The organism is Sulfitobacter sp. 1A13368 (assembly GCF_043557275.1).
Taxonomy (GTDB): domain Bacteria; phylum Pseudomonadota; class Alphaproteobacteria; order Rhodobacterales; family Rhodobacteraceae; genus Sulfitobacter; species Sulfitobacter faviae.
Window position 1 is genome coordinate 434,529 of sequence record NZ_JBIFFR010000002.1, and the last position, 12,786, is coordinate 447,314.

Here is a 12,786-nt window from a genome sequence, read left to right on the forward strand (position 1 = left end):
TCAGACCCCGCCGCGCCGGATCGCGATGATAATGCTCTGTCCCATATCCGCCCCTGTGGCCCCCTTGTTGCCGGAAGCCGTCGTTTATTGCGCAGGACTATGCCAGCGCGGGGAAATCCCGTCAATCTGCCGCCGCGCGGTCTGCCCTCTTGACGGGGCGGGGTGGGAATGCACCACTGGGGCCATGAAAAACATTGATACGATCGACGCGGTCCAAGAGATGCTGAGCGCTGAGGGCTATGTCTGCGACCGCGCGCTTGGGGTCGTGGTTTTCCTCAGCCTCACGCTGGGGCGGCCCCTGTTTTTGGAGGGCGAGGCGGGCGTCGGCAAGACCGAGATCGCCAAGGCGCTGGCTGCCGGTCTGGGGCGGCGGTTGATCCGGTTGCAATGCTATGAGGGGCTCGACGCTTCTAGCGCGGTTTACGAATGGAATTTTCCCGCTCAGATGGTGGCGATCCGCACGGCGGAGGCAGGCGGCGGTGCGGACCGGCGGGCGCTGACGCAGGAGTTGTTCAGCGACGACTACCTGATCGAACGCCCGCTGTTGCAGGCGCTGCGCCCGGATGAGAAGGGCGCCCCGGTGCTGCTGATCGACGAGTTGGACCGCACCGATGCGCCTTTCGAGGCGTTCTTGTTGGAGGCGTTGAGCGATTTTCAGGTGACCATCCCCGAGCTTGGCACGATCCGCGCGCCCGAGCCGCCGATTGTGATCCTGACCTCGAACCGCACGCGTGAGGTGCATGACGCGCTGAAACGCCGCTGTCTTTACCACTGGGTCGATTACCCGGATGTGGCGCGCGAGATGGCGATCCTTGCTGCCCGTGCGCCTGAGGCGGCAGAGGCGCTTAGCCGCGAGGTGGTGGCCTTTGTCCAGCATTTGCGGACCGAGGATCTCTTCAAGAAGCCGGGCGTGGCGGAGACGATTGACTGGGCGAAATGCCTGCTGGCTTTGGATGTCACCACGCTGAGCCCCGAGGTTATCGCCGATACGCTGGGGGCGGTGCTGAAGTATCAAGATGACATCGCCAAGCTGCAAGGCTCTGAGGCGGCGCGCATTCTCGATCAGGCCCGCGCATCGCTGGCGCCTGCCTGAGCGCGATGGCCGAAGACCTGCCTTTGGACCTGCCGGACGACCCCAAGCTGGCCGGGAATATCACCCATTTCGCCCGCGCCCTGCGCCGGGCGGGGCTGTCAATCGGGCCCGGGCGGGTGGTAGAGGCGGTGGAGGCCGTCGCCGCCGTGGGCTTCACCAGCCGCCGCGATTTCTATTGGACGCTCCACGCCTGTTTCGTAAGCCGCCCCGAACAGGCGCGGGTCTTTGCGCAGATATTCCGGCTCTATTGGCGTGACCCGCGGTATTTGGAGCATATGATGGCCGCGATGCTGCCTGCGATCCGCGGCGTCCAAGAGGATCGCCCCGCCACGCCAGCCGAGAAACGTGCGGCGGAGGCCCTGTTGGACGGGGCGGAGGCACCGGAGCGGGAAAACGCGCCTCAGCCCGAGGAGACCCTCGTCGAGGTGGATGCGAGCCTGACCATGTCCGCGCGGGAGCGGTTGCGGACATTGGATTTCGAACAGATGAGCCTTGCGGAAATGGCTGAGGCGAAACGGATGTTGGCCAAGCTCGACTTGCCGGTGCCGCCGATGCCGAGCCGCCGCAATGTGGCGGCGGCGCGGGGGCGGATCGACGTGGCGCGCACGATGAAAGCGGCGCTGCGGCGGGGGGGAGAGGCGGACCGGCTTTATCGGAAGACACCGCGCGCGCGCTATCCGAACCTCGTCGTGCTGTGCGATATTTCCGGCTCGATGAGCCAATACAGCCGGGTGATCCTGCATTTTTTGCATGCGGTAGCCAACCGCAAGGGCAAAGGCTGGGCGCAGGTGCACGGTTTCACCTTTGGCACCCGGCTGACCAATATCACCCGCCATCTTGCCACCCGCGACGTGGATGCGGCGCTTGCCGCGGCGGGGGCGCAGGCGCAGGACTGGGAGGGCGGCACGCGCATCGGCGCGGCGCTGGCGGCCTTCAATCGCGACTGGTCGCGGCGGGTCATGGGGCAGGGGGCGGTGGTCTTGTTGATCACCGACGGGCTGGACCGGGACGACCCGGCGGAATTGGCGCGGCAGATGCAGCGGTTGCAGCTGACCGCGCGGCGGGTGATCTGGCTGAACCCGCTGCTTCGTTGGGACGGTTTCGCGGCCAAGGCGGCGGGCATTCGTGCGATGCTGCCCCATGTCGATAGTTTTCGCGCCGGGCATTCGATTGCGTCTCTGGAAGCGCTGGCCGAGGCGATCTCGCGCCCCGATGATGTGGGGGAGAAGGCGCGGATGTTGGCGGGGTTGAACGCAGAGGTTTAGCCAATGAGGGGCAGGCGGAGGGCTGCGGGTCTCTCCAAAACCAGAGGGGTTTCGGACCCTCCCCTGATTGATCCCGGCCTGTCACCCGCCTGTCGTCGGTTCAAGCGAAATAGCCGTATCCCCTAAAGGGGCCCCTCGGCGATTTAGCTTGCCCCGCCGCCCTGCGCGCGACCGTTTGGTCTCAAGCAAGGGCGGCTCCGAAACCAGAGGTTCAGGCGAAGGTCTGGGCGAAAGTGGTCCGGTAGATCGTGCGCAGGTCCGACAGGAGCGCGGAGGTGTTGCCGAAGCTGATCTTGTCGCCGCCAAAGGCGCCGACGGCGGTGACCGCTACGCCCGCTTCCTTGCCCGCGGCGATCAAGGTTTCCGCGGCGTCGGCGGTGCAGGCGACGAGGTAGCGGGCTTGGTCTTCGCCGAAGAGGGTGGCGGTGTCTTCGCTTTCGATTTCGACGCCGATCCCTGCGGTTTCAGCCAGCTCAAAGGCCGCGAGGGCGAGGCCGCCGTCGCCGAGGTCGGTGCAGGCGGAGATTTGGCTGGCTTGGGCGCGGATGAATTCGCCGTGGCGGCGTTCGGTGGCGAGGTCGACATGGGGGGCGTCGCCCTCGGCCCGGTCGAAGGCTTCGGCGAGCAGGGCGGATTGGCCGAGGTGGCTGCCAGTCGCGCCGATCAGGATAGCCACATGGCCGTCGCGCAATTGGTTGCTGATGACCTGATCGAGGCTGTCGATCAGGCCGACCGCGCCGATGGTGGGCGTGGGCAGGATGCCCTTGCCGTCGGTCTCGTTATAGAGCGACACATTGCCGGAAACGATGGGCATGTCGAGCGCGCCCACGGCCTCGCCGATGCCTTTGATGGCGCCCACGAATTGGCCCATGATCTCGGGCTTTTCGGGGTTGCCGAAGTTGAGGTTGTCGGTCGTCGCCAGCGGTTTGGCGCCCACGGCGCAGAGGTTGCGGTAGGCTTCGGCGACGGCCTGTTTGCCGCCTTCGGTGGGGTTGGCCTTGACGTAGCGCGGGGTCACGTCGGAGGTGAAGGCCAGCGCCTTGTCGGTGCCATGCACCCGCACGATGCCTGCGCCGAGGCCGGGCAGGCGGACCGTGTCGCCCATGACCATCGTGTCGTATTGTTCGTAAACCCAGTCTTTGGAGGCGTGGTTCACGGAGCCGATCAGGGCGCGCAGGCCTTCGATCGGGTCGATGCTGGGCGCATCGGTCAGCGCGGCGGCGGCGGGTGTTTCCACCCAAGGGCGGTCGTATTCGGGCGCGGTGGAGGCGAGTTTCGACAGCGGCAGGTCGGCTTTGACCTCACCATCGAGACAGATGAGGAAGCGGTCTTCGGGGAGGGTTTCGCCCACGATGGCGAAGTCGAGGTCCCATTTGTCGAAGACGGCTTTGGCTTCGGCCTCAAGCTCGGGGCGCAGGACCATGAGCATCCGCTCTTGGCTTTCGCTGAGCATCATTTCATAGGCGGTCATATGCGGCTCGCGCGTCGGAACCTTTTCAAGGTCGAGACGCACGCCGAGACCGCCTTTGTCGCCCATTTCTACGGCAGAGCAGGTGAGGCCCGCAGCGCCCATGTCTTGGATCGAGATCACGGCGCCGGTGGCCATCAGCTCGAGCGTGGCTTCCATCAGGCGCTTTTCGGTGAAGGGGTCGCCGACTTGAACGGTTGGGCGTTTCTCTTCGATGGTGTCGTCGAATTCGGCACTGGCCATGGTGGCGCCGCCGACGCCGTCGCGGCCGGTTTTCGCACCGAGGTAGACCACGGGCATGCCCACGCCGGAGGCGGCGGAGTAGAAGATCTTGTCGGCATCGGCGAGGCCCGCCGCGAAGGCGTTGACGAGGCAGTTGCCGTCATAGGCTTTGTCGAAACGCACTTCGCCGCCGACGGTTGGCACGCCGAAACAGTTGCCATAGCCGCCGACGCCTTCGACGACACCGTGCACAAGCTGGCGTGTCTTGGGGTGGTCGGGGCGGCCAAAGCTCAGCGCGTTCATCGCGGCGATCGGGCGCGCGCCCATGGTGAAGACATCGCGCAGGATGCCGCCGACGCCGGTGGCCGCACCTTGGTAGGGTTCGATGTAGGAGGGGTGATTGTGGCTTTCCATCTTGAAAACCAGCGCTTGGCCATCGCCGATGTCGACCACGCCCGCGTTCTCGCCGGGGCCGCAGATCACTTGGGGGCCGTCGGTGGGCAAAGTGCGGAGCCATTTCTTGGAGGATTTATAGGAGCAGTGTTCGTTCCACATGGCCGAGAAAATGCCCATCTCGGTGTAGTTCGGCTCGCGCCCGAGGATGTTGACGACCTCGGCGTATTCCTCGGGGGTGAACCCGTGGCTGGCGATAAGGTCGGGCGTGATGGCTGGATCTTGCATGGAAATTCCCCGGCTGGCGCGTTTGCGCCCTCATACAAGGGGAAGTGCCGGGGGGGAAGTGGCTTTGGCCGCCTGCGGCCTGAAAGAAGGCGATGGGCCAAAAAAAAGGCCGAGCTAAAAGCTCGGCCAAGTCCAACAGGGAGGTATGAAGCGACGCGCCCTCAGGCTGTCAATCTTCATGATGGTGAAATAGGAGGCAGGGCTGCCCAAATCAAGGCTATTTAACATCGCAAGTCATCATGGCCGATATGCGCCTATTGCATGGCTGGCCATAAGCTGCGGTTTAGCCTTCGCCCTCCACCCGTTCGCGCCATTGTTTGCGGTAGGTGATGATCTCTTCCTGAACGAAATCCTTGAAGGCGGCGACGCGTTTGGATTGGCGCAGTTCTTCTGGGTAGGCGAGGTAGACCGGCACTTCGGCGGATTCGATATCGGGCATGACCTGCACGATATGGGGGAAGTCTTGGATCAGGTAATTGGGCAGCACGCCGAGGCCAAGATGGTGCACCACGCCTTGGAGCACGCCGAAGTAGTTGTTCACGGTCAAGAGCGAGCGCAGGTCGTACATCATTAACTCTTTGACGAGTTGCAGCCCCGCGCCGACCTGATCGCTGTCGGTGTTCTGACAGATCAGCCGGTGATCGGTCATATCCTCCATACGCGCGGGCGTGCCGTGTTTTTCGAGGTATTCCGGGCTGGCGTAGAGGCCCATGCGCACGGACATCAGCCGTTTGCGGACCAGATCGGCCTGGCTTGGTTCCTTCATGCGGATCGCCACGTCGGCCTCCCGCATCGGCAGGTCGAGCACGCGTTCTTCGAGCATCAGGTCGACTTTGAGGTCGGGATATTGCTCGTAGAGTTTGGGCAGGCGCGGGGCCAGCCAGAGGGTGCCGAAACCGGTCGTTGTCGTGACGCGCAGCTCGCCAAAAACCTCTTCTTCGCTGTCACGGATGCGCGCCGCGGCGGCGTCAAGGCGTTTGGCCATGGCCGAGGTTGCGTCGAACAAAAGCTCCCCCTGTTCGGTCAGGATCAGCCCGCGCGCATGCCGGTGAAAGAGGTTGGTGTTAAGCTGCTCTTCCAGCCCGCGAATCTGTCGGCTGACGGCGGATTGCGACAGGTTGAGCTTGTCCCCCGCATGGGTCAGCGACCCCGCATCGGCCACGGCGTGAAAAATTCTGAGTTTGTCCCAATCCATGGCCCGTACTTTCCTTGCCCAGCCTTTCTCCTACCTTAATAGCCGGGAGAAAACAGCACAAACCGTCGCCTGCGGGACTGCCGTTGCGGAATAACTGCTATACAGGTCAGCAACTGTGACCTATAATCCGGGCAATCATGCAAGACTGACGTGCTAGGGAGGGCCCGCCATGACGACGCAAAAGATTTCACTGAACGACCGTTTCGACCTCGACAAGAGCCCGGTGCTGCTAAACGGCACCCAGGCGCTGGTGCGCCTGATGATGATGCAATCGGCGCGCGACCGGGCGGCGGGGCTCAATACCGCGGGCTATGTGACCGGCTACCGCGGCAGCCCGCTGGGGGGCGTGGACCTGCAGATGCAGCGCGCGCAGAAGTTCCTGACTGACTACAACGTGCGCTTCGAGCCGGGTCTGAACGAAGACCTCGCGGCGACTATGCTTTGGGGCAGCCAGCAGGCGGAACTGCGCGGGGAGGGCAAATACGACGGCGTTTATGGCCTGTGGTACGGCAAGGGGCCGGGGGTGGACCGCACCGGCGATGTGATGCGCCATGCGAATATGGCGGGCACTTCGCCCCATGGTGGTGTGTTGATGGCCATGGGGGATGACCATACCGGCGAATCCTCTACCGTATTGCACCAGTCGGAATGGGCGATGGTCGATGCCTATATGCCAGTCGTGTCTCCTGCTGGTGTGCAGGAAATTCTCGACTATGGGATTTACGGCTGGGCGCTCAGCCGTTTCTCGGGTCTTTGGGTCGGTCTCAAGACTATGAAGGACACGGTGGAAGCGACCAGCGTGGTCAACGGCGATCCCAACCGGATGAAGCTGATCACGCCTGACTTCGACATGCCTGATGGCGGGCTTTCGATCCGTCTGAACGACACGCCGCACCTGCAAGAAGCGCGGATGATCGACTACAAGCGCTTCGCGGCCGAGGCGTTCTCTCATGCCAACAAGATGGACAAACGTGTCTGGGGCAAGCGCGGGGCCAAGATCGGCTTTGCCGCGGCGGGCAAGAACTGGCTCGATCTGGTCCATGCGCTGAGCCTGTTGAACATTGACGAGAACGAGGCGGAGCGTCTGGGGATCACGACCTACAAGATCGGCCAGACCTTTCCGCTCGACATGCAGGGGTTCCACGATTGGGCCGATGGTCTGGACCTGATCGTGGTCGTCGAAGAGAAACGCAAACTGATCGAGATCCAGATCAAGGAAGCGCTCTTCAATGACACCCACCGCCGCGTTTACGGCTGGCACAAGGGTGGCGCGGGGATGGAACATGGCGAAGAACTGTTCCCGACCCGCGGCGCGCTCGACCCGATCCTGATTGCCGAGAAGATCGGCGGCATCTTGTTGGAAGAGGGGCGCGAGACCGATGGCATCCGCGCCGGGCTGGAAGCGCTGAACGAGGCGCGCCGTTCGGACAATGCCGAAGATATCGCCGCGCGCCTGCCGTACTACTGCGCGGGCTGCCCGCATAACTCCTCGACCAAAGTGCCCGATGGCTCGCGCGCCTATGCGGGCATCGGCTGTCACTATATGGTGCAGTGGATGGACCGGGAGACCACGGGCTTTACCCATATGGGCGGCGAGGGCGCGAACTGGATCGGGGAGGCGCCGTTCTCGAATACCGAGCATGTGTTCCAGAACCTCGGTGACGGCACCTACAACCACTCCGGCGTGCTGGCCATTCGTGCTGCCATCGCGGCGGGGACGAACATCACCTACAAGATTCTCTACAACGATGCGGTTGCCATGACCGGCGGGCAGCACAACGAAGGCGACCTTGACGCCTACCGCATCGTCGAAGAGTTGAAGGGGATGGGCGTGAAGAACGTCGCGGTTGTCTACGACCAGAAGGAAGACGTAGACCTGACACGCTTCAAGGGTGTCGAAATCCACGAACGGGCCGAGATGCCGAACGTGCAAAAGGCCTACCGCAAGCACAAGGGCGTCAGCGCTATTGTCTACATCCAGACCTGCGCTGCCGAGAAGCGCCGCCGCCGCAAACGCGGGCTGTTCCCGGACCCCGACAAGCGCGTCTTTATCAATGAAGACGTCTGCGAGGGCTGCGGCGATTGCGGCGTGCAGTCGAACTGCGTGGCCGTGGTGCCGAACGAGACCGAGCTCGGCCGCAAGCGCGCCATCGACCAGTCGCAGTGCAACAAGGACTTCTCCTGCCTCGACGGGTTCTGCCCCTCTTTCGTGATGCTGGAAGGCGCCAAGATCCGCAAAGATCCGACCACCGATCTCAGCATTCCCGACCTGCCGATGCCCGATCTGCCGAAGATCGACGGCACCCATAACGTCGTTATTACTGGCGTGGGCGGCACCGGCGTCGTGACTATCGGCGCGCTGCTGGCGCAGGCGGCACAGTTGGACGGCAAGGGCGCGGGCATGATGGAGATGGCGGGCCTCGCCCAGAAGGGCGGTGCGGTGCATATCCACTGCCGTCTGGCCGAACGCCCCGAAGACATCAGCGCGATCCGCGTGGCCACCGGGGAGGCGCATGCGCTGATCGGCGGCGATCTGGTGGTCTCTGCTGGCCACAAGACGCTGGGGCTGACCCGCGCCGGGCGCACCGGTGCCGTGGTGAACTCGCACCAGATCATCACCGGCGACTTCACCCGCGACACCGAGTTCCAGATGCCCTACGACCGGCTGAGCCTCGCGCTTGAGGCGCGGCTGAAGGACGACGTGGCGATGTTCGATGCCTCTGATCTCGCCAAGGCAACTTTGGCCGACTCGATCTTCTCCAACATGATGATCTTCGGTGCCGCGTGGCAGCGCGGCCTGCTGCCGCTGACGTTCGAGAGCCTGATGCAGGCGATCGAGATGAACGGCGCGGCGGTGGAGCGCAACAAGCGCGCCTTCGAGATCGGTCGCTGGGCCGTGCTCTATCCTGAGGACGCGCGGAAGGTGAGCCAGCCCGATAATGTGGTCGAACTGCCCAAATCGCTGGGGGAAAAGATCGCCTTCCGTGAGAACCACCTGACCGACTATCAGGGCAAGGGGTTGGCCAAACGCTACACCAAGATGCTTAATGGTATCGAGGACCGCGACGTCAAGGCGGCGGTGGCCTTGGGGTATCATAAACTCCTGAGCTACAAGGACGAATACGAGGTCGCCCGCCTGCTGATCACCAGCCGCGACAAGGCACGCGCGCAGTTCGATGGCGACTTCAACATGACCTTCCACATGGCGCCGCCGCTGATCTCGAAGATGGGGCCGAATGGCCGCCCGCAGAAGCGTGAGTTCGGCCAGTGGCTGGAAGGGCCGCTGCGGGTCATGGCAAAGTTCAAAGGGCTGCGCGGCACGCCGCTCGATCCCTTCGGCTATACCGCCGAACGCAAGATGGAGCGTGCGTTGATCAAGCAGTATGAGACCGATATGGCCGAGGTGCTGCCAAAGCTGACCGACCAGACCCGCGACGCCATCGTGGCGCTGGCCGAACTGCCGCTGCAAATTCGTGGATTCGGGCCGGTCAAACAAGCCAATGAGGCCAAGGCCGCAAAACGCCGCGAGGAACTGCTGGCGGTGATCCGCGCGGGCGGCACCGCCACGGCGAAGGCGGCGGAGTAATATCGCTGTTACATCTCTGCCTTAAGGTCTGCACCAAGACGATCCTGAGGCCGAGATGTGACCTACGCCCGTGACATAAGCTATGCCCATTCCGCCCGAACCCGGGGTGGAAGGGCGCTCATCCGATTGATGGAAAACACCACCGGGCGCGTTTCTTTGCTGAAACGGGCCGAAGGCTACGAAGACGATCTGGCCGCGGGGCTTGGGTTCTTCGATGCGATGGTGCAGCGCTGTGGCCTGACGCTGGACGTGATGCGCGGCGCTTTGGCCGATATCCCGACGCGGGGGCCGGTCATTCTGATCGCCAATCACCCCTACGGCATTCTGGACGGGCTGATGCTGGGCCATATCCTCAGCCAGACGCGCGGCGACTTTCGCATCATGGCCAATGCGGTTTTCAGCCAAGCGCCGGATCTGGCGCATCATCTGTTGCCGATCAGCTTTGACGAAGATCGCGCGGCACTGGCGCTGAACCTCGCCACCCGCCGGACCGCGTTGAATTATCTGGCGCAGGGCGGAGCGATTGGCATCTTTCCCGGCGGCACGGTCAGCACCGCCGCGCGGCCCTTCTCGCAGCCGATGGATCCCGGCTGGCGAAGTTTTACCGCGCGGATGATTGCCAAATCTGATGCGACGGTGGTGCCGATCTACTTTGACGGTCACACAAGCCGGTTGTTCCAAATCGCCAGCCATTTGCACGCCAACCTGCGCATGGGCCTGCTGATCAAAGAGTTCCGCGCCCGCGTCGATACGCCCGTGCGCGTGGTCATCGGCGCGCCGATCCCGCGCGCCGCGCTTGACCCGCTCGCAGGGGACGCAAAAGCGATGATGGATTTCCTGCGCAAAGCCACCTATGAGTTGTCACCAAAGCCGGGCCAGTATCGGGGTCTCGGTTACGAGTTTGAGGAACGGCATAGAGCCGACAGGTGACGACAGACCATGGCAGTTGGTATTTTCGATTCGGGGCTGGGCGGGCTGACCGTCTGGAACAAGGTGCAAGAACGGCTGCCGGAGGTTGATTTTGTCTACCTCGCCGACAGCGCCCATGCGCCCTACGGCGTGCGCGACGCCGATGACATCTATGAGCTGACCTGCGCCGCCGTGCAGCGGCTGTTCGATGCGGGCTGCGATCTGGTGATCCTTGCCTGCAACACCGCCTCTGCCGCCGCGCTGCGCCGGATGCAAGAGGGGTGGATCCCGCGCGACAAGCGGGTGCTGGGCGTTTTCGTGCCCTTGATCGAAGCGATGACCGAGCGGCAGTGGGGCGACAACTCTCCGCCGCGCGAGGTGGCCGTCAACCATGTGGCGCTCTTCGCCACGCCCGCCACGGTGGCAAGCCGCGCGTTTCAGCGTGAATTGTCTTTCCGCGCCATCGGTGTGGATGTCGAAGCGCAGGCCTGCGGCGGGGTGGTCGATGCCATCGAAGAGGGTGACATGATCCTTGCCGAAGCACTGGTGCGCAGCCACGTCGACGCGCTGAAGCGTAAGATGCCCACCCCCGATGCGGCGATCCTTGGCTGCACCCATTATCCGCTGATGCAGGAAGCCTTTCAGGCGGCTTTGGGCGGGCAGGTCAAAGTCTTCAGTCAGGCCGAATTGGTGGCGGATTCCTTGGCCGATTACCTTGAGCGGCATCCCGATATGACAGGCACGGGTGAGGCGGCTTTTCTCACCACCGGTGATCCCGCCCGGGTGAGCGACCGCGCGACGCAGTTCCTGCGACGACAGATCACATTCACCGCCGCCTGAACTCCAATTACATTTCGTTCCGAACAAGGGGACAGACCATGACCCAGAACATCGCCATTCTTGGCGCCTCCGGCTATACCGGGGCAGAACTCATCCGGCTGATCGCTGGCCATTCTTCTATGCAGATCAAGGCTTTGGGCGCAAATTCCAAAGCGGGCCAGACCATGGCCGAGGTCTTTCCCCATCTGCGCCATCTCGATCTGCCCACATTGGTCACGATTGATGAAATCGACTTTTCGCAGATTGATCTGTGCTTTTGCGCATTGCCCCATAAGACCAGCCAAGAGGTGATCGCGGCGCTGCCGAAAGATCTGAAGATCGTCGACCTTTCCGCCGACTTCCGCCTGCGCGACCCTGAGGATTATGCCAAGTGGTACGGCAATGAGCATGCCGCGCTTGAGCAGCAGAAAGAGGCGGTCTACGGCCTCACCGAATTCTACCGCGAAGAGATTGCCGCCGCGCGGCTGGTGGCGGGGACGGGCTGCAATGCGGCCACGGGGCAGTTTGCCCTGCGCCCGCTGATCGCGGCGGGGGTGATCGATCTGGACGATATCATTCTGGACCTGAAATGCGCCGTCTCCGGGGCAGGGCGCTCGCTCAAGGAGAACCTGCTTCATGCGGAGTTGAGCGAGGGCTATCACGGCTATGCGCTTGGCAGCACACACCGGCATCTTGGGGAGTTCGATCAGGAGTTTTCGGCCCTCGCCGGGCGGCCCGTGCAGGTGCAGTTCACCCCGCATCTGGTGCCTGCGAACCGCGGCATTCTGGCGACCTGCTATGTCAAAGGTGATGCGCAGGTGATCTATGAGACAATGCAAAAAGCCTATGCCGATGAACCCTTTATCGAGGTGCTGCCCTTCGGCGAGGCGCCCAGCACGCGGCATGTGCGCGGCTCGAACTTCTGTCATATCGGCGTGGTGGCCGACCGTCAGACTGGGCGGGCAACGGTGGTCGCGGCGCTGGATAATCTGACCAAAGGCTCCAGCGGGCAAGCCTTGCAAAACGCGAACCTGATGCTGGGACTGCCGGAAACTGACGGGCTAATGATGGCCCCGCTCTTCCCATGAAGAGCCTCAAGAAACAGCGCCGGATCCAGATCATCGCCGTGGCGGCGGTGGCCTTGGTCCTGTCGACCGCACTGATCGGCTATGCGCTGCGCGACGGGATCAACTATTTCCGCGCCCCAAGCCAAGTCATCGCCGAGCCGCCCGGCCCGTCAGAGGTGTTCCGCATCGGCGGGCTGGTCGAAGAAGGGTCGCTGAAGCGCGGGCAGGGGGAGCAGATAAGCTTTGCCGTGACCGATGGCGGGGCCTCTGTCCCGGTGGTTTTCACGGGCGTTTTGCCCGATCTTTTTGAAGAGAACCAAGGCATGGTCGGCACCGGCAGCTATGTCGGCGGCGTGTTCGAAGCCACTGAAATCCTTGCAAAGCATGATGAGACCTACATGCCCAAGGAAGTGACGGACGCGCTGAAAGAGCAGGGTGTTTATCGCGAATCCGAAGGGTAATGGCTGCGCAACGCGCGGGG

Annotated in this window: 9 protein-coding genes; 7 read left to right on the forward strand and 2 right to left on the reverse strand. The window is 63.3% G+C overall.

What is annotated here, in order from left to right:
- Positions 1-184: 184 nt before the first annotated feature.
- Together ACGYK4_RS05685 and ACGYK4_RS05690 are read left to right on the forward strand one after the other, a co-directional pair.
- Entirely contained in the window at positions 185-1,093 is a 909-nt protein-coding gene (locus ACGYK4_RS05685) for an AAA family ATPase (protein WP_394455523.1), read from the forward strand.
- Between the two features lie 5 nt (positions 1,094-1,098).
- On the forward strand, positions 1,099-2,358 hold the full coding sequence (locus ACGYK4_RS05690; RefSeq protein WP_394455525.1) for a VWA domain-containing protein: 1,260 nt from the start codon (positions 1,099-1,101) through the stop codon (positions 2,356-2,358).
- A gap of 211 nt (positions 2,359-2,569) precedes the next feature.
- Here the strand turns inward: ACGYK4_RS05690 and purL are convergent, their stop codons facing one another.
- A complete protein-coding gene (gene purL / locus ACGYK4_RS05695; protein WP_394455527.1) occupies positions 2,570-4,729 on the reverse strand; it encodes a phosphoribosylformylglycinamidine synthase subunit PurL in 2,160 nt (719 codons plus the stop codon).
- Between the two features lie 283 nt (positions 4,730-5,012).
- Complete coding sequence (locus tag ACGYK4_RS05700) at positions 5,013-5,924, reverse strand: LysR family transcriptional regulator (protein ID WP_067260717.1); 912 nt, start codon at positions 5,922-5,924, stop codon at positions 5,013-5,015.
- A 169-nt stretch (positions 5,925-6,093) separates the two neighbouring features.
- Between ACGYK4_RS05700 and ACGYK4_RS05705 the strand changes: the two genes are divergently transcribed.
- Genes ACGYK4_RS05705 through ccmE form a run of 5 tightly spaced genes read left to right on the forward strand, consistent with a single transcriptional unit; the run spans position 6,094 to position 12,766 of the window.
- Positions 6,094-9,510, forward strand: a complete 3,417-nt coding sequence (locus ACGYK4_RS05705; protein WP_394455528.1) for an indolepyruvate ferredoxin oxidoreductase family protein — start codon at positions 6,094-6,096, stop codon at positions 9,508-9,510.
- A gap of 57 nt (positions 9,511-9,567) precedes the next feature.
- On the forward strand, positions 9,568-10,440 hold the full coding sequence (locus ACGYK4_RS05710; RefSeq protein WP_394431837.1) for a lysophospholipid acyltransferase family protein: 873 nt from the start codon (positions 9,568-9,570) through the stop codon (positions 10,438-10,440).
- Positions 10,441-10,449: 9 nt separating this feature from the next.
- The gene (locus ACGYK4_RS05715) at positions 10,450-11,259 is read left to right on the forward strand and encodes a glutamate racemase (RefSeq protein WP_394455530.1); all 810 of its coding nucleotides are present in this window, start codon (positions 10,450-10,452) and stop codon (positions 11,257-11,259) included.
- 38 nt (positions 11,260-11,297) lie between these two features.
- Positions 11,298-12,326, forward strand: coding sequence for an N-acetyl-gamma-glutamyl-phosphate reductase (gene argC, locus ACGYK4_RS05720; protein ID WP_394431841.1), 1,029 nt, complete (start codon positions 11,298-11,300; stop codon positions 12,324-12,326).
- Positions 12,323-12,766 (forward strand): cytochrome c maturation protein CcmE, encoded by a 444-nt coding sequence (gene ccmE / locus ACGYK4_RS05725; RefSeq protein ID WP_394412449.1) that lies wholly within the window; start codon positions 12,323-12,325, stop codon positions 12,764-12,766. The genes argC and ccmE overlap by 4 nt, the downstream gene beginning before the upstream one ends.
- Positions 12,767-12,786: the final 20 nt, after the last annotated feature.

Excerpts from the sequence above, each read along its gene's own strand:
- ACGYK4_RS05685 (WP_394455523.1), top strand. The coding sequence starts at position 185 with ATGAAAAACATTGATACGATCGACGCGGTCCAAGAGATGCTGAGCGCT.
- ACGYK4_RS05715 (WP_394455530.1), top strand. The coding sequence starts at position 10,450 with ATGGCAGTTGGTATTTTCGATTCGGGGCTGGGCGGGCTGACCGTCTGG.
- ACGYK4_RS05705 (WP_394455528.1), top strand. The coding sequence starts at position 6,094 with ATGACGACGCAAAAGATTTCACTGAACGACCGTTTCGACCTCGACAAG.
- ACGYK4_RS05690 (WP_394455525.1), top strand. The coding sequence starts at position 1,099 with ATGGCCGAAGACCTGCCTTTGGACCTGCCGGACGACCCCAAGCTGGCC.
- argC (WP_394431841.1), top strand. The coding sequence starts at position 11,298 with ATGACCCAGAACATCGCCATTCTTGGCGCCTCCGGCTATACCGGGGCA.
- ACGYK4_RS05700 (WP_067260717.1), bottom strand. The coding sequence starts at position 5,924 with ATGGATTGGGACAAACTCAGAATTTTTCACGCCGTGGCCGATGCGGGG.
- ccmE (WP_394412449.1), top strand. The coding sequence starts at position 12,323 with ATGAAGAGCCTCAAGAAACAGCGCCGGATCCAGATCATCGCCGTGGCG.
- purL (WP_394455527.1), bottom strand. The coding sequence starts at position 4,729 with ATGCAAGATCCAGCCATCACGCCCGACCTTATCGCCAGCCACGGGTTC.